Annotated in this window: 18 protein-coding genes; 9 read left to right on the top strand and 9 right to left on the bottom strand. The window is 44.8% G+C overall.

Translation table 11 applies throughout. The features are described from left to right. Window positions 1-78 precede the first annotated feature (78 nt). Window positions 79-978 carry a LysR family transcriptional regulator gene (locus GQF01_RS20750; RefSeq protein ID WP_161408624.1) on the bottom strand — a complete coding sequence of 300 codons (900 nt, stop codon included), beginning with the start codon at window positions 976-978 and terminating at the stop codon, window positions 79-81. Window positions 979-1147: 169 nt separating this feature from the next. On the opposite strand from GQF01_RS20750, the gene GQF01_RS20745 reads away from it, so the two are divergent. The 4 genes from GQF01_RS20745 to GQF01_RS20730 are packed head-to-tail and all read left to right on the top strand — an operon-like array spanning window position 1148 to window position 6227. Continuing rightward, complete coding sequence (locus tag GQF01_RS20745) at window positions 1148-2110, top strand: ABC transporter ATP-binding protein (protein WP_161408623.1); 963 nt, start codon at window positions 1148-1150, stop codon at window positions 2108-2110. Window positions 2111-2148: 38 nt separating this feature from the next. Then, the gene (locus tag GQF01_RS20740) at window positions 2149-3246 is read left to right on the top strand and encodes an ABC transporter substrate-binding protein (protein WP_161408618.1); all 1098 of its coding nucleotides are present in this window, start codon (window positions 2149-2151) and stop codon (window positions 3244-3246) included. A 24-nt stretch (window positions 3247-3270) separates the two neighbouring features. Next, window positions 3271-4929: an ABC transporter permease gene (locus GQF01_RS20735; protein WP_161408617.1), complete on the top strand. Its 1659-nt coding sequence runs from the start codon at window positions 3271-3273 to the stop codon at window positions 4927-4929. Beyond that, the gene (locus GQF01_RS20730; protein ID WP_161408616.1) at window positions 4926-6227 is read left to right on the top strand and encodes an MBL fold metallo-hydrolase; all 1302 of its coding nucleotides are present in this window, start codon (window positions 4926-4928) and stop codon (window positions 6225-6227) included. The genes GQF01_RS20735 and GQF01_RS20730 overlap by 4 nt, the downstream gene beginning before the upstream one ends. A gap of 5 nt (window positions 6228-6232) precedes the next feature. Here GQF01_RS20730 and GQF01_RS20725 read toward each other — a convergent pair whose 3' ends face one another. The 8 genes from GQF01_RS20725 to GQF01_RS20695 all read right to left on the bottom strand — a co-directional run bounded on the left by GQF01_RS20725 (window position 6233) and on the right by GQF01_RS20695 (window position 11225). Beyond that, window positions 6233-6796, bottom strand: coding sequence for a 5' nucleotidase, NT5C type (locus GQF01_RS20725; protein ID WP_161408615.1), 564 nt, complete (start codon window positions 6794-6796; stop codon window positions 6233-6235). A 26-nt stretch (window positions 6797-6822) separates the two neighbouring features. Then, window positions 6823-7467, bottom strand: coding sequence for a pentapeptide repeat-containing protein (locus tag GQF01_RS20720; RefSeq protein ID WP_161408613.1), 645 nt, complete (start codon window positions 7465-7467; stop codon window positions 6823-6825). Window positions 7468-7500: 33 nt separating this feature from the next. Beyond that, the gene (locus GQF01_RS20715; RefSeq protein WP_161408612.1) at window positions 7501-8109 is read right to left on the bottom strand and encodes a sigma-70 family RNA polymerase sigma factor; all 609 of its coding nucleotides are present in this window, start codon (window positions 8107-8109) and stop codon (window positions 7501-7503) included. Window positions 8110-8388: 279 nt separating this feature from the next. Beyond that, window positions 8389-9132 (bottom strand): TerC family protein, encoded by a 744-nt coding sequence (locus GQF01_RS20710; RefSeq protein ID WP_161408611.1) that lies wholly within the window; start codon window positions 9130-9132, stop codon window positions 8389-8391. A gap of 94 nt (window positions 9133-9226) precedes the next feature. After that, window positions 9227-9343 carry a TerD family protein gene (locus GQF01_RS37120; RefSeq protein ID WP_407945416.1) on the bottom strand — a complete coding sequence of 39 codons (117 nt, stop codon included), beginning with the start codon at window positions 9341-9343 and terminating at the stop codon, window positions 9227-9229. Between the two features lie 52 nt (window positions 9344-9395). Next, the gene (locus tag GQF01_RS20705) at window positions 9396-9983 is read right to left on the bottom strand and encodes a TerD family protein (protein ID WP_145666616.1); all 588 of its coding nucleotides are present in this window, start codon (window positions 9981-9983) and stop codon (window positions 9396-9398) included. Window positions 9984-10015: 32 nt separating this feature from the next. Next, complete coding sequence (locus GQF01_RS20700; protein ID WP_161408610.1) at window positions 10016-10597, bottom strand: TerD family protein; 582 nt, start codon at window positions 10595-10597, stop codon at window positions 10016-10018. A gap of 28 nt (window positions 10598-10625) precedes the next feature. Further along, window positions 10626-11225, bottom strand: coding sequence for a TerD family protein (locus tag GQF01_RS20695; RefSeq protein ID WP_161408609.1), 600 nt, complete (start codon window positions 11223-11225; stop codon window positions 10626-10628). A gap of 237 nt (window positions 11226-11462) precedes the next feature. On the opposite strand from GQF01_RS20695, the gene GQF01_RS20690 reads away from it, so the two are divergent. The 5 genes from GQF01_RS20690 to GQF01_RS20670 are packed head-to-tail and all read left to right on the top strand — an operon-like array spanning window position 11463 to window position 16592. Then, entirely contained in the window at window positions 11463-12983 is a 1521-nt protein-coding gene (locus GQF01_RS20690) for a spore germination protein (protein ID WP_161408608.1), read from the top strand. Further along, a complete protein-coding gene (locus tag GQF01_RS20685) occupies window positions 12976-14064 on the top strand; it encodes a GerAB/ArcD/ProY family transporter (RefSeq protein WP_161408607.1) in 1089 nt (362 codons plus the stop codon). Before GQF01_RS20690 ends, GQF01_RS20685 begins: the two co-directional genes overlap by 8 nt. Further along, window positions 14061-15275 carry a Ger(x)C family spore germination protein gene (locus tag GQF01_RS20680; RefSeq protein WP_161408606.1) on the top strand — a complete coding sequence of 405 codons (1215 nt, stop codon included), beginning with the start codon at window positions 14061-14063 and terminating at the stop codon, window positions 15273-15275. The genes GQF01_RS20685 and GQF01_RS20680 overlap by 4 nt, the downstream gene beginning before the upstream one ends. Next, window positions 15272-15499 carry a hypothetical protein gene (locus GQF01_RS20675; RefSeq protein ID WP_161408605.1) on the top strand — a complete coding sequence of 76 codons (228 nt, stop codon included), beginning with the start codon at window positions 15272-15274 and terminating at the stop codon, window positions 15497-15499. Before GQF01_RS20680 ends, GQF01_RS20675 begins: the two co-directional genes overlap by 4 nt. A gap of 16 nt (window positions 15500-15515) precedes the next feature. After that, window positions 15516-16592, top strand: coding sequence for a GerAB/ArcD/ProY family transporter (locus tag GQF01_RS20670; RefSeq protein ID WP_161408604.1), 1077 nt, complete (start codon window positions 15516-15518; stop codon window positions 16590-16592). The last annotated feature ends 27 nt before the right edge of the window (window positions 16593-16619 follow it).

The following is a 16619-nucleotide window of genomic DNA, read 5'->3' as shown; positions in this document are numbered from 1 at the left end:
GGTTTCCCTCTCAGACAAGAGCATAAAGAAGTTTTGTTATTGGATTGTCAGCTGAACATGTGGTTTTTGTAAAAGAAACTACTCGCTCTGGACAGAATCACGCAGGTATTGGAAAAAACTATCAAAGAATGAGGACCGAATTCGGTCTTCGTTATATGTGAAATAAATGTAGCGTTTAAAGGGATTTTGAGGGATTTCACGATATACCAGCTCATCTCGCTGCATCTCTTTTGCTATTGCTATTTTAGAAATTATCGAGACGCTGTCACCTGTTAAGACGGCTTGCTTAATAGCCTCGAGGGAGTCCATCTCCATAACGGGTTTAAGTTCAATTCCTAAGCTTTTGGCCCATTTCAATGTCATGGTACGCGTGCTAGACTCTTGTCCATGCAAAATAAAGGGGACGTCCTTTAACACCTCTGGATGGAGATTAGCTTGTCTTGCCAAGCGATGCTTCGGGTTGAAAAAGAAGACAAGCTCGTCTTCACATAACGTTTCTCCAATGAGTGGCGCCCATTGAAACGGTTCCGCCGACATAATGCCAATATCGATTTCATGATTGAGAAGCATTTCCTGAATGACAGGAGAGGTCCGGATGGTGAGGGAAATCGAAATTTGCGGATAAAGTTTTGAGAATCCGCTTAGAATGCTTGGAAGCACATAAGTACCAGGCACATAGCTTGCTCCAATTTTCAAATGTCCGCTCCCTCTCTCATCAAACTCCTTCACAACTCTCTCTGCTTCTTGAGCTAGCGCATTAATCTTTTTCGCATAATGGTTTAAGGATTGCCCTGCTTCTGTCAAATGCACTTTTCCTGCTTTTGAGTAAAATAACCCTACACCTAGCTCTTGCTCCATGCTTTTCATATGAAAAGAAACCGTCGGCTGCTTTAACCCTAATTGATCGGCAACCGTGGTAATTCGTTTATGTTTATCCAGAAGTTCAACGATTTGCAGTTTAATTAGATTCCAGTTCATTGTTAGACTCTCCTTATCATTCATTGCTTGCAGAATCATTATAGAAAAAATCTATGGAGAATAATAGTTTCCCAACAAAAACTTAACAATAGATTTACCTTACGTTGACACTCCGCTGATTTTGCTCACCTAAACTAAGATTGTTCCTAAGAACGGAAGGATGCTTGAAATGACTTTACTACTTCACGGTATCAACAAATCCTTCGGCGCCTCACCGGCGCTCAAGGACATTCAACTAACTCTTACCAAAGGGAAATTCACAACTTTGTTAGGCCCATCTGGGTGCGGTAAAACAACATTGCTCCGGATTATCGCAGGTCTAGAGTCTCCCGATCAAGGTGAGATTCTTCTGGGGGATGTTTGTCTCTTCTCTAAGAACCGCAGAATTAACCGTCCCGTTCATCAACGAGATTTTGGTATGGTGTTTCAAGATTTTGCCCTTTGGCCGCATTTAACGGTCTTAGAGAATGTTGCTTTCGGACTCAAGGCAAAAGGCGATACAGCAAATTGGCGTCAACATGCAATGGAAGCTATTGATCTGGTTCAACTGATGGGCATGGAGAAGCGATATCCCCATCAACTGTCAGGCGGCCAACAACAGCGAGTCGCACTTGCTCGGGCCATAGTGGTCCGACCACAGCTTGTCTTATTCGATGAGCCTATGAGTGCGTTGGACGCTCTATTGCGCGAAGAAATGCGTATCGAACTTATGAATCTGGTACGAAATATCGGCTTCACGGCTATATATGTGACGCACGACCAGATCGAAGCCATGTCCATGTCAGATGAAATTGTCGTCATGCAAAGCGGGGTCATTTTGCAAAAGGACACACCTGAAGCCATCTATCGCAAGCCTACCCACCCGTTTACAGCCCGTTTTATCGGTAAAACCAATTGGTTGGAGACGGACAAGCGGCTCATTCGCCCTGAACATGTCCGCTGGGAACGCTTGACGGAACAAGACCTTGTGTATTCAGGTGTTGTACAAGCTGTCAGCTATATCGGTGAACGTTATGAAATCAGTGTAGACATTGGTGAAAAGGAAGTTTGGATGGCCTATCATCCATCAAGGTTGGCTATAGGAGAAAATGTAAATCTTTATATTTCAAAAGAGCAGATTCATGAATTGTAGTGAGTTGAAATCAAACAAATTGAGAGGGTGCATGTAAAATGAAAACGAAAATGAAGAAAAACTTTCAAGTGAGTACTATTGCTCTAATGTCCGTTCTATTAGGTGTTGGCTTAACAGGCTGTGGCGCAGCAAGCAAGACCTCCAATTCAAGCCCATCAACAGCAACTCCAGCGGCTTCAACGGCTGCAGCAACAGTAGCACCAACGCCTGAGGCTAAAAAGCTTAGCGGAAAAATTGTTGTATACAGTGCAGGACCGGCTGATCTCGCTACAAAAATCCAAAAAGGCTTCCAAGCTAAAACAGGTGTAGAAGTTGAAATGTTCCAAGGCACAACAGGAAAAATCTTAGCTCGTATGGAAGCGGAGAAAGCAAATCCAGTTGTAGACGTAGTCGTATTAGCTTCCCTCCCTTCAGCTATCGGTATGACAAAAAGCGGATTAACACTGCCTTTCAAAGAAGCTAAAAATGCCGACAAGCTGATCACTGATTACTCCGATAAAGATGGTAACTATTTCAGCTACAGCTTGTCCGCATTAGGTATTGCTTATAACACCAAAACTGTTACCAACCCTCCAAAAGAGTGGAGCGATCTAACGAATCCAGAGTGGAAAGATAAAGTAAATATTCCGGATCCGGCTCAGTCTGGTTCAGCACTCGATTTCATGACTGGCTACGCGAATAAAAACGGTGATTCCGCTTGGGACCTGTTTGGTAAAGTGAAAGCTAATGGCGCTATTATTGCTGGCGCTAACCAAGAAGCCATGGATCCTGTTATATCTGGAGCTAAAAGCATCGTAATGGCAAGTGTTGACTACATGACATATGCCTCCAAAGCGAAAGGCGAGCCAATTGACTTAATTTATCCTGCAAGTGGAACGGTCATTTCTCCACGACCTGCCATGATTATGAAAACGAGTAAAAATGTTGATAGCTCTAAGGCATTTATTGAGTATTTGCTTTCTGACGAAGCACAAAAAATGGTTACTGACTCCTACCTGCTTTCCGGACGCAGTGATATCCAAGTACAAGGAAGAGTAAGCGCGAAAGACATCCCTACAATTAAAGTTGACTGGAATTGGATGAATGATAATCAAGCCGGTGTGACACAGAAATTCACGCAATTGTTCAAAAAGTAAGCTCCGGACGGGGATGACGATTACATGATATTCAAACGTACGGGGACGTTTCTGGCATTGCTGCTTCTAGCCATGCTGGTCGTCCTTCCTCTTTTATTTGTATCTTTCAAAAGCATTTGGGTTAAAGGATCCCTCGATTTATTGGCACCTATTAAGGTCGTGCTGGAGAAAGATCTGACGGGTGTGTTCAGTCACTCTTTAATGCTCGGCATATGGGTCGTGGTTGGTTGCACGCTGCTTGCCCTGCCGTTAGCTTGGATCATGGCCAAAACACCGCTTCGCAAACATCGTTGGCTGGATATTGTACTGCTCATTCCTTTCATGACACCGCCGTACATTGGCTCCATGGGATGGATTTTATTCATGCAACCTCGTGGGTATCTTGAACAGTTTTTTCCAGGGGCACAATGGATCAGCAGCCACTTTTTCAGCTTATTTGGAATGATTACGATCATGAGCTTGCATTTGTTTCCGTTTCTATATTTAATTTTGCGCAATGCGATTCTCCAAGTCGGCAGCAACAAAGAAGAAGCTGCCGCTGTTCACGGAGCGAGCTTTCTCTATTCACTCCGCCGCGTCATGCTGCCGCTGGTATTCTCTAGCTATGTCATGGGTGCTCTGCTCATCTTCGTCAAAACATTGGCTGAATTCGGTACACCAGCAACATTCGGCAGACGCATCGGGTATTTCGTGCTAACCACCGAAATCCAGGCTTCTATCTCCAGTTGGCCTGTTGACTTTGGGAAAGCAACATCGCTAGCCTCCCTACTGTTACTGGCCTGCCTTGTGCTTTGGTACATACAGTCCGTAGTAGTCCGCCGGAATTCCTATAACCTTGTCGGCGGCAAAGGTACCCGCGACAAAGTCGCTTTCTATCTCGGCTGGCAGCAAGCGATAGCCTGGCTCTATGTCGCTCTGCTACTCGCCGCATCCATTGGCATCCCGTATTTCTCCATCATCTCAGCTTCGCTGATGAAGCTTCGGGGAGGCGGGCTGGCGTGGAGTAATCTGACGCTGCTTCATTACAGCGAGCTGCTGCAATGGGGCTCACCGAGCATGAAAGCGCTGCTGAACAGCCTAGGGCTCGCCCTGCTCGCCGCTTGCTTAGCAGCCGCGCTTGGCACTTGGTTCGCTTTAACGATCGGCCGCGCCAAGCGGCTGCCGCAGCGCATAACCGACATGTTCAGCCTGCTGCCGAACACAGTGCCAGACATGGTCCTTGTCGTAGGACTCATTATGTTATGGAATGCGCCATGGATGCCGCTGCATCTCTACAACACCTACGGCATGGTCGTCCTCACTTACGTGGTGTTCTTCCTGCCGTATACCGTGCAATACGTCAAGGCACGTAACGGCCAGCTGGACGAATCCTTGCGGCAAGCCGGGCAAGTCTTCGGCGGGCAGCCGTTGTACGTGTTCCGACGTATTGTCCTGCCACTGCTGCTGCCGGGTATTATTGCCGGCTGGATGATGACCTTCACCATCTCGCTCAGGGAGCTCGTCGCTTCGCTGATGGTGCTTCCGCCGTCGATGCAAACGTCGGCCACCTATATTTTTGCTCAATTTGAACAAGGTCAAATTTCGCTCGGCATGGCGATGGCCGTCGTTTCCGTCGGTCTCACAACTGTGCTGCTGCTTATCGTGAACAACATGAATACAAACAGAAAGTGGAATGTGGAATGATGCAATTGAACGTATGGGGCGGTGCTGGCGAACACGGCCGCTCCTGTTATTGGATAGGCAATGAACAAACATCGATTTTGCTCGATTGTGGTGTAAAACGCGAAGGAAGCGGAGAGTACCCGCTGATTGATCCGACCAAAGTCGCAGAATTGGACGCTGTTTTTCTTTCCCACGCGCATGAGGATCACTCAATCGCCATCCCTTGGTTATATAAGCTAGGTTATTCCGGCAAGGTATGGACGACCCGATTAACCGCGCAACAGCTTCCTGGGTATTATGCATCTTGGGAGAAACACGTCAAACAACAAGATGGAGAGCTGCCCTATGATGAAACGGATATCGCTCGTATTCAATACGTTTTCATCGAAGACATGGCTCCGCCTCAGCAATGGATTGCACTCTCACCTACGCTTCGCATGTGTTGGGGGCGCAGCGGACATATGCTGGGTTCGATATGGATGCTTCTAGAAATCGATGGGAAACGATTATTTTTTTCCGGAGATTATAGCGAAGATGCTTTGCTCCTGGGTACAGATCGACCTGAGGCCATCATTCATGGAGACATTCCTCTGGATGCTGCGATTATTGATGCCGCCTATAGTACCGATACCGAGCATCAAAGCGAGAAGCTGGAGAAGCTTTTCGCTACTGCTGAGGGGATTTTAAATGAAGGTGGTCAACTGCTGCTGCCTGTTCCTGTTTGCGGAAGAGGACAGGATCTGCTCATGCTTATGCGTCAGCGTTTCCCAGAAACGCCAATACGTGCAGAAGCGGAACTCATTCAGGTCATGGAGCTAATGATCCAGCATGCCAGTTGGCTGAAACCAGGCATGGAGCAGAGTCTCACCGAGGCTTTGAGTAATGAGTGCTTTGAGGTAATCCACAATGAAGATCAGCGACAACGCTTATTGCATGAGGATATGGCCAATTCTCGGGCAACCATCTGGTTCACAAGTGATGGGATGATGCAATCTCCCAAATCCCAATGGTACTATGAGCAGTTGCGCACGAAATCTACGAATGGCATTCTTTTAACCGGCCACGTTGCTACGGGAACAAGAGCGCAGCGACTTCTAGCGATGAGCGAAGAGGAACGTGGCTGTCAATTAAAAATGGTTCGATACAAGATCCACCAAGGACTGCCTGATGTAAGGAAAATGACTCAAGCATTGAACAGTCCATATAAACTTCTAGTCCATGCCCCAAAAAAAGAAACAGATGCCCTGCTTAAGCAGCTAGCATCTGAAGGTATTGAATATTTACTTTCCTTACAACCAGGCGATACAGTCAATTTGTAACTTTCCTATAATTTCAGTTCTTCCCACAACTGATCCCAAGAAGTTATCCGCGGCAAATCGAGATGCTGATTGTAGCATCGGTCTTTGACATAGGCTTTCACTGGCAATTGAGATAAAGTCTCGAGAACATTCGGCTTATCGTCGAAATAATAATCTAATTTCAATGCCTCAATTATATGTACTTTCTCGGTATCACTCATGCCGCAATAGAAATGGCCTTCCACAACTGGAAACCCATTTTGAACAAGCCAATCTCGCGTCCGTTCCGTATGTTCTTTCGCTCTTGCCGTAATATAGTACACCTCATGACCCTGCTTAACTAACTCATGTAAGATTTCACGTGCATGCGGGAATGGAGCGCAGTCTGAGTAATAAATATCATCGCGGAGGCTCGTCCAGAGCTTCCCTCCCTCTTCTCTCGTCAATCCGAAAGCTTCATGAATTCCCATGGTGGTTAAAGCATTAAACACGTCCAAGCTAATATTTTTGTTCAACTTGCGATTATAGATCTGAAAAGCATGTTCTCTTAAGTTAATGAGTGTATCATCAATATCAAAACCAAATTTCACAGTTGCCCCTCATTTCAGTAAACCCATTATTCCTTTAGTATAAGCCCAAAAAGACTTGCAAATACGGAAGCTTGTCCCCTTGAAATGATGCAGCCGCGCAATTCTTCTACACCTACGCCTAGACTGGTGAAATCACAAGAGCTGAGATCGATTCCTGTTAACTTCGCTCCCGTGAATTGAGCGCGATCCAGCTTACATGCTTCGAAATACATCTTCTGCAGCGTTGTCTCATAGAAATCTGAGCTTAAGAGCGAGCACTCTTGGAAAGCAACTTGTCTCAGATTGGCCATCCGGAAATTAATATAATCACCTAAGCAAGCATCGAAAAGTACATTTCGAATCGTTGCTCCAGTCAGATCCATTCCGATAATTTTGCAATTACGAAATTCAGTTCTGTGAATCGTAGCTTCTCCAAAATCTACATTTGATAAATCACATTTTTCGAAAATAACATCCGTCAATTCAATGTCTTTCATAGCGATTCGCGTAAAGGTCACATTTCGAAAAATAATTTTATCAAAAGCAACTTTCGACGCTTTCTGATTATCGATTGTACAATCGCTTATAATTCCAGTATGAAAACTGTCTTCCGAGTTCAGCTTCTCTTCAGGTAGTAATATCGAAGGCAACACTTTCGGCATCTTTGGTGCTTCAATTTTGGAAGTGCTCATTAGGATGCTCCTCTGTCTGCTAGAATGATATGTTTAAAAAATAATAACCGATGTCAGGCTTTGCAGTATGAAGAATAGAGAACCCCATTTGCGCTTAATGTAATTGCGGCCACGAAATAGCCTTGTTTTAATCGTCGTAACAGGTAAGTTCACTTCTTTGCTAATGTCTTCTAATGACATATCCAAAAAGTATTTGTATACAATTAGCGTTTTATATTTATCGGGTAGTTCGCGAATCATTAGCTCTACTTGCTCTGCTGTTTCTTGCTCAATTAATTGAAGTTCAGGCGTTTTCTCAAGGCTGGTCAGCTTATCATAGAAAGGCAGCACATCTTGAAACGGATTGGGATTCGTATCCATGGACAGCTCCGACTTCTTTTTACGCAAAAAATCAATGGTCACATTTTTTCCAATGCTAAATATCCAAGTAGAGAAATTTTTGCTTGCGTCAAAGCGATGGGAGTGCTGATACGCCCGTAGAAATGTCTCTTGCACGACATCCTCCGAATCCGATTTGTTGCGAAGCATCCGATAGGCTAATCGGTATATTTTGTCCTTATACAGCTCAAGAAGTCGGCTAAACGCTTTGGAGTCCCCTTGAGTCCACATTGTTGCAAGCTGACTATCGCTTAATTGCAGCATGTTACAGCTCCTTTTTTCTTAACTGCCATCTTTTTGACTCTATCTTTATATTCTACCAAATCGAATCAAAAAAAAGAAACCTTTACAGGTTTCATAGGTGTCTATTTATCGATAAATTTGGAGACAGATTCTGCTTTTTCAGAGGCTGCAACGACAATGACCACGAGAATGATTCCAAAGAGTATAAACCCGCCTATTATCATGCTGTGCACCTTCTTTGAATGACTTAATATCATCTTATTCAAAGATATGATGCACAGTTTCAATTATGCTCTCTTTTTAGTTATGAGTTTGCGATTTGTTCTTATTGCGCAGAAGGCTGAGAATGATAGTACCGCCAAACAGGGCAATAATCACGGAGAAGAAGAGAACATGGGAGATATGGAAGCCAAACGCCCCGGCAATCATCTTAAGACCGATAACGATAATAAGAATGAATGCTGTTTTTTCCAACTCCGGAATTTTGTCAATTAATTTCAAGAAGACTTGTGCCACGCCTCTCATCATGAGTACGCCCAAGATACCTCCAAGGAACAATACCCAAACCTTTTCACTGACACCAAATGCAGCAAGCACGCTATCCACACTAAATGCAATATCCATCACTTCTACCGCTAATACCGTGCGCCAGAAGGAAAGACCTTTGTTCTTCACTTCACCATTCTCGCCTTCTTCATGTTTCTTGAAGAAGAGATTACTGATCGCGATCCAGAGGAGATATGCACCACCAAGCACTTTAATCCAAGTAATTTGAACTAAGAACGTACCCACACCAATAGCTACAAATCTAAAGATGTAAGCACCGATAAGTCCGTAAAATAAAGCCTTTTTCTGTTGTTCCTTCGGTAAATGCCTAACCATGACCGCGAGTACTAACGCGTTATCCGCGGAAAGCAAGCCCTCTAAGATTACGAGTGTACCGATAATCCCCCAGTTCACAGGATCTGTCAGTGTTTCCGACAACACGTCCCAGCTAAAAAAGCTTAGGAAGTTATTGATAAAACTTTGAAAAAAATCCGTCATGCGCCTTGACCCTCCTGTAATTTTCGCTAGTTATTTACTGCCTGCAACCCATCTCATACCCCATCCGAGAAGCCAGATCCAACCGCGCTAATGCTCAGACTGCGCCGTATCTATATAATTCTCCCGCAACTATAGCTGTCTCGATGGAGAAGTGATTTCCCAGTTCATAGTCCAACATATCTTGCCTAGTGCCTGGATGAAGTATGCCCATTGGCTAACAAAGGGGTGATGCCTAAGCTGCACCACCCCACCTAGTTTAAGCTTTACTCCGCATCAAGTCCATAATTTTTACATAATGCTTGAAGACCACCTTGGAAGCCACTTCCAACTGCTTGGAATTTCCATTCCTGACCTTGGCTGTCTCGGTATAGCTCACAAATGACAACTGCAGTTTCAACTGAAAAATCTTCACCTAAATCATAGCGCAAAATTTCTTGACCCGTCACTTCATCAAAAAGACGAGCGAACGCATTGGAGACTTGTCCGAAATTCTGATTGCGGTTGGCTCCATCATGGATGGTTACGGCAATACCGATGCGGTGAATATGCGCTGGGATTTTCGAGAAATCAACCTTGATTTGCTCGTCGTCGCCATCGCCGTCACCAGTTCGGTTGTCTCCTGTATGCTGAACCGAACCATTCGCGCCAACCAAATTGTTATAAAAGATGAAATCCTCAATGCCTTTGGCTTTATTGTCTGCATGAAGCAGAAATGCCGAAGCATCTAAATCGAAAGAATGACCGCCAGAATACTTATTGGTATCCCAGCCTAAACCGATAATAGCCTTCGTTAAACCTGGGTTTGTTTTGGTTAAGTCAATTCTTTGACCTTTGGACAAGCTGATTGCCATATCCAACAGCTCCTTAGAATATTTTTGACTTATTAGGAAGTTTGTAAGCCGTAATCGCGAGCTAGTCCACCAAGACCATCTTTGTAGCCGCTTCCGATTGCGCTGAATTTCCACTCGCCACTGTGACGGTACAACTCACCGATTACTACGCCAGTCTCGATGGAGAAGTCTTCACCAAGATCGTAACGGATCAATTCTGCGCCAGATCCTTCGTTAAGGATACGCACATAAGCATTGGACACTTGTCCAAAGTTTTGGCTTCTTGTATCCGCTTCATGGATCGTGATGCAGAATGCGATTTTTTCTGTTTCAGCTGGAACCGTAGCCAGATCTACGCTAACTTGCTCATCGTCGCCATCTCCAGCACCTGTACGGTTGTCACCGTTATGAACAACGGAGCCATTGGAATTTTTGCGGTTGTTATAGAAAATGAAGTCGGCTTCAGAAGTTACTTTGCCAGCTCCGTTCAGGCAGAAGATGGAAGCGTCTAGATCGAAGTCTTTACCGCCATCGTATTTGTTCGTGTCCCATCCTAAGCCGACAACCACTTTCGTTAAACCTGGGTTTGTTTTTGTCAAATCAACTTTTTGACCTTTAGATAATGAAATTGCCATGGATAATGACCTCGCTTTTTATAGTGGATTAGGTGTAACGCTTAACTAATTGACCAACTGTCGTATCTGTACTGCCTTCACCAATCGCATTGAATTTCCATTCACCACTGTGGCGATAAATTTCACCTACGATTAGAGAAGTTCTACCGGCATAGCTATCAGTTAAACTAAATTTAACCAATTCTTGTTTATTGGAATCATTCAGAATTCGAATATAAGCCGATTGAATCAGACCGAAATCCTGTTTTCTATTTACACAATCGTAGATATTTACGACGAAAATGATTTTACTAACGTCTGCAGGCACTTGACTCAAGTTAACCGAAATTTGCTCATCATCGCCATCGCCTTCACCTGTACGGTTATCTCCGGAGTGAACAACTGAGCCATCTGGACTTTGCAAATTCGCGAAGTACACAACATTTTTCTCTTTTGTCAGTTTACCATTCGCATCCAATAAAATGACGGAAGCGTCGCAATCGATCTCAACCGCTGTTTTTTTCGAACCGAAAAAGCCTTTTTTCTCAACCATAGCAGGATCCCAACCGAGACCAACAACTACTTTAGTAAGACCAGCATTTCCTTTTGTTAAATCGATCTTTTGACCTTTGACCAAACTGATAGTCAATCAGGCCACCTCCTTCACAACTTGTTTTGTAGTACGCTCATTACTTTGATACGGATGAGTGCCCATCACGTTTCACAAGTTTCGATTAATTTTTCGGACTCCTTACATATTTTTACTTCACAGCTGTATTTTATCCAAAATTCGCTAATTTTTTTGTTAAATCGATCCTTGATCAATTGGTTTAGCAACCAGCTTAATTGGACAAACAGATAATTATCACATCTAAGGAGCGTTCTCATGGATGCAAGTTTGTCGAATTCATTGGAAGCTGTTTCCTCCTCACTCGATGATAACCTTCGAACTCTTCGAGTTATATATACAAAATGCAAAGATGTTAATTTCCATGATTTCCTTATTGGCGGCACAACTAGAGCCCTCGTCATTTATTTCGAAGGGATGGTTAATCTTGAATTATTGGATCGGAACGTCCTCAGCCCTTTACTTAGCGAGACAATAGAAGAATGGAATTACACGGAAAAAGAATTATCATCCATCATTTCCATCTCAGACGTTAAGGAGACTTTGACATTCTCAGACGTCATTGCTCATCTGTCTGTAGGCAATGTCGGACTTTTCATCGATGGAGTGCCCGTGGCCTACTCGCTCGGTCTCGCCCATTGGGAAAAGAGAGGTATCGAAGAGCCATCGGCAGAATCCGTTATTCGCGGTCCACGCGAGGGATTTACGGAAACAATGTCTGTTAACACAGCTATGCTGCGGAGGAAAATTAAAAGTCCATCGCTGAAAATGGTTTCGTACAAAATAGGAAAACACACACGCACGGAAGTCGTCGTGATTTACATGGAGGGCATTGCCAATGACGGGCTCATTCAGGAAGTTGAACAGCGAATCTCCGAAATTGAAATCGACGGTATCCTGGAAAGCGGATATATCGAGGGCTTGATTGAAGATCATCCGCTGTCTCCTTTTCCACAAATTCAAGTAACGGAACGTCCGGATGTTGTTTGTGCCGCACTTTTGGAAGGACGTACAGCGATCTTGGTAGACGGAACGCCATTTTCTTTGATAGCGCCTGCTACGCTGTTCTCTCTTTTACAATCACCAGAGGACTATTATCAAAGATTTATTATCGGTACCTTAATCCGGTGGCTGCGTTACTTATTTTTTTTCATAACACTGCTGCTCCCATCTTTGTATGTGGCTATTCTGACATTTCATCAAGAGATGGTTCCTACATCCCTACTGCTCAGCATCGCGAAATCCAGAGAAGATATTCCGTTTCCCGCACTAGTTGAAGCCCTTCTCATGGAGGTCTCCTTCGAGGCGCTCCGCGAAGCCGGCGTTCGACTCCCCAAGCAGGTTGGTGCTGCTGTCAGTATCGTGGGAGCGCTCGTCATCGGACAAGCCGCTACCTCTGCTGGTTTGGTGTCGGCCCCGATGGTCATGGTAGTAGCTATCACTGGGATTGCCTCCTTCATGATGCCGCAATATGCCACAGGCATTGCTTTGCGAATGCTCAGATTTCCGATCATGATCTTATCGGGAATTTTGGGACTGCTCGGTCTCATGCTTGGATTTATTGTCATCGTGATCCACCTTTGCTCCTTGCGCTCGCTTGGCGTACCTTACCTCCAGCCGCTTGCGCCTCTTAGAGCAAAAGAATTAAAAGATGTGATCATTCGTGCTCCTATCTGGTCGATGCGGACCCGACCTAAATTTACTGGAAGGATGAATGCAATTCGGCAGCCCTCTGGACAAAAACCAGATTCACAAAAAGGGGATGACATTCATGATTGAGAAGGGACGAATCTCCCCGCAGCAAATAGCTATCATTATGCATCCAACCGTCCTCGCTACCGCCACTTTATCCGTTCCATCCATAACCATGAGAACCGCTGGCATTGATATGTGGATGACTCCTCTGCTTTCGGCAGTGGTAGGACTAATGTCGGTGGTTATCATGTATCGCCTGTATATCAAATATCCGGATTTAACGTTCATCCAATATACGGAATCGATACTAGGCGTGTACGCAGGAAAAGCGCTGTCCGGCTTTTATCTCGTGTCGTTTCTTTTTACGAATGGGCTCGTTCTGCGCGAATACGGGGAATTTGTCATCGGCAACTTCTTACATGAAACACCGATGGGACTCGTCATTTTTTGTATGATAGCTGTATGTGCCTATGTCTTATATGAAGGAATCGAGGTGCTCGCCAGAGTCTCTCAAATCCTTATCCCTTCCGCTGTGATCATCATTTTCATTATGCTTATCTTGATGATACCTACTCTGCATCCGAAGGAGATGTTTCCTATTCTGGGAGATGGCCCGCTACCCGTACTAGTGGGGTCACTTGTGCCCTCCTCTTGGTTTTCGCAGTTTTTTATGCTGTCGTTTCTTTTTCCGCTTTTGAACAAAAAACAGCTTGTTTTGCGGTGGAGCTTCCTCAGTGTCGGCATCGTGATGATCACCTTGTTGACGATTAATTTGACCATTCTATTAATGTTCGGATCACTTACGGTTCAATTCAATTACGCTTTTCTCATTGCGGTACGTTATATTTCCATCGCTGACTTTCTGGAACATGTGGAATCACTGCTAATGACCATTTGGATCATTGGGATGTTCATTAAAGTGTCGTTGGTCTACTATGCCACTGTACTTGGTATCGCGCAGTGTGTGGGGCTATCTGATCACCGGCCCCTTATCATTCCGGTTGGCTTTCTGATGCTGCTGCTCAGCTATTGGGTTTCTCCTAACTTCCAGGAGCTCATGCATGCTTTAGGAACAAACATCCCTTTTCTGGCATTGATTACGCAGCTTGGTGTTCCTTGCATGCTTCTTATTGCGGCATCTTTCAGAAAGGGGCAGCATGGATGAAAGCGATGCTGAATCTGGTGTTAACAGCAAGTCTCTTCACTGTGTTGCTGACAGGCTGCTGGGATCGGACGGAAGTGAACGACTTGGCACTCGTCACTGGAGCTGCAATTGACCAAAATGACGATAATTCAATCGAATTAACCGTACAGATTTTTATCCCCAGAGGTCCCGGCGGCGGGGGTGGAGGGCTGGAAAGCAGTAACAAAGGGGGCAGCATTCAAAATTCTCTCGTCAAATCCGCGGTAGGCGTAGATATCGCAGATGCGGTTTCTAAGATTCAAGAGAAACTGCCACGCAAAATTTTCTGGGGACATACAGAAATCATTATTTTCGGTGAGTCTGCGGCACGAAGAGGTGTTCGAGACGATGTGGATTACTTAATGAGAGCGCCTCAGCCGAGAGAGCGCGCCTTTATGTATGTTTGCAAAGGGAAAGCGCGCCAAATCCTTGAGATGAATACAAGACTGGAGCGAAACTCCTCAGAAATCATGAGGGAGATTGGCAAGAGCAGAATCATCCTCAGTGTAACGTTGGCTGATTTGGCACAAATGCTGGCGAATCAATCCGGTGCTGCTGCTTTGCCATTTATTGAGCCCTTAGATGCAAATACTTCTAGAAATCATGACAACACAGGGAGTTTTACCAATTATACAGCTGTATTCAGAGACGATAAAATGGTCGGCACTATTGATGATCCAACTACTCGCGGCCTGCTTTGGCTCAGAGATGAGATTAAAGCAGCCGTTGTCACCGTTACACCGGAAGGTGCCACTGGTCATGTCTCTCTTCGACTATTGAAAAGCGAGACGAAACTGCAGCCTATCATCGAAAACGGCAAGTGGCGCATGAACGTCTGGATTCATACGGAAGACGATGCGTTGCAAAATACCACTTCACTGGACTTAACCTCCGATCACCAAGCTGTTAAGCGCGTAGAAGCCGCAATGAATGATGACATTGAAGAGCGTGTCGCGCTAGCCTTGCGAAAGGTGCAGCACGATTTCAAAGCAGATATTTTGGATTTCGCTGGGGAATTCCACCGAGCCTACCCTAAGCAGTGGCGGCAAAACCAAAAGCGTTGGAACGAAATCTTCCCAGACGTCGAGGTCACCGTACAATCTGACGCCAGAATGCTGCGTCCAGGTCTATCCAGCATCAAATCTTCTAGGCCTGAAGAGGAAAAAGAAAAGGAAGAGGAGTATACAAAATGACATCCAAAGACATTCCCATGTGCATGGCCGCGTGTTTGCTCATCACGTTATTTCAGTGGTTTCGCATGAAAAACACGCCAAAGAAAGAGAAAGCGGCTTATCTTTCTATCTTGGCTCTATGCTGGATTCTGGCGATTACATTAGTCATGAATCCTGGCATGCCAGGTCCGACGCAGCTGGTGAATTACATTTTCTACCCTCTCGGTAAACTCTTAGATCGTTAAAGGAGCATTTGTGGATATGCAGATCGGCGGGAAACAACTATTCTGGATGATATTGACCATGCAGCTGGGTATGACGATATTACTGACGATTAATCCGTCTATCCAAACTGCGAAGCAAGATGCTTGGCTTTCAACCCTATGCGCAACCGGGATAGGTGTAGGGATCGCATTTGTTTGCACTCGGTTGAGCTTAGCACTTCCAGGACAAACACTTATGGAATTTGCCAAGAGGTTATTTGGTCGATACATCGGCTATATGGTCATTGTGGTGTATTTAATCTTCTGGTACAGCGTGCTCGCGATCATCCTAAGACAATACTCAGAGTTTATCGTCGCGACTATTCTGCCTAGAACCCCGATCCTTGTCCCAATTCTTGGCATGCTCCTCGTTGCCATCTATGTAACCATTTCAGGTATAGAGGTCATTGCCAGATGCTGCGAAATCCTAGGACCTTTAACCTTATTCGGGATTGCTATTCCACTTCTGCTCAGCCTAAAAAATGTCCATATTAACCATATCCTTCCCATCTATGTGGATACAGGCGCGATGACAATCTTGAAGGGATCCCTGCCAACTTCCACTTTTCTTGGGGACTGCATTCTTCTGCTTGTTATCATGGGTTTTCTTTCAAAACCCCAGACAGGGGTGAAACCGGCTATTCTTGGGGTGGCTGCTGCAGGTTTGTTAACAAGCATTTCGACATTCTTAATTGTTTCCGTGTTTGGACACATCTCCTCTTCAGGCCAAACCTATCCTTACTTTAATTTGATTCGTTATATTTCCTATTACGACTTTTTTCAAAATCTCGATTCCTTTGTTATCGCTATTTGGATTATTAGTGTGTTCACCAAAGTGGCTCTCTACTTTTTCGTCTGTACATATGGTACAGCTCAAAGCTTTGGTCTCAAAAAATGGCGACGAATGATGTGGTTCGTAGCACCAGTTACCTTGCTGCTTACTACGGTTCCACGGGACTTTATCGATAGTTCTGTGCTTTTCCCGCAAAAAATCGCCATTCCTATTTTCTTACCTATCCATGCGATCATTCTGCCGCTTTTGATGTGGGGAGTTGCAAAGTGGAAATATAAATAAAACCCTTGCGAATTCCAGACTAGGAAA

It is taken from the genome of Paenibacillus silvestris (genome assembly GCF_009882985.1).
GTDB classification, from domain to species: Bacteria; Bacillota; Bacilli; order Paenibacillales; family NBRC-103111; genus Paenibacillus_E; species Paenibacillus_E silvestris.
This window is presented reverse-complemented; position numbering and strand designations above follow the sequence as displayed.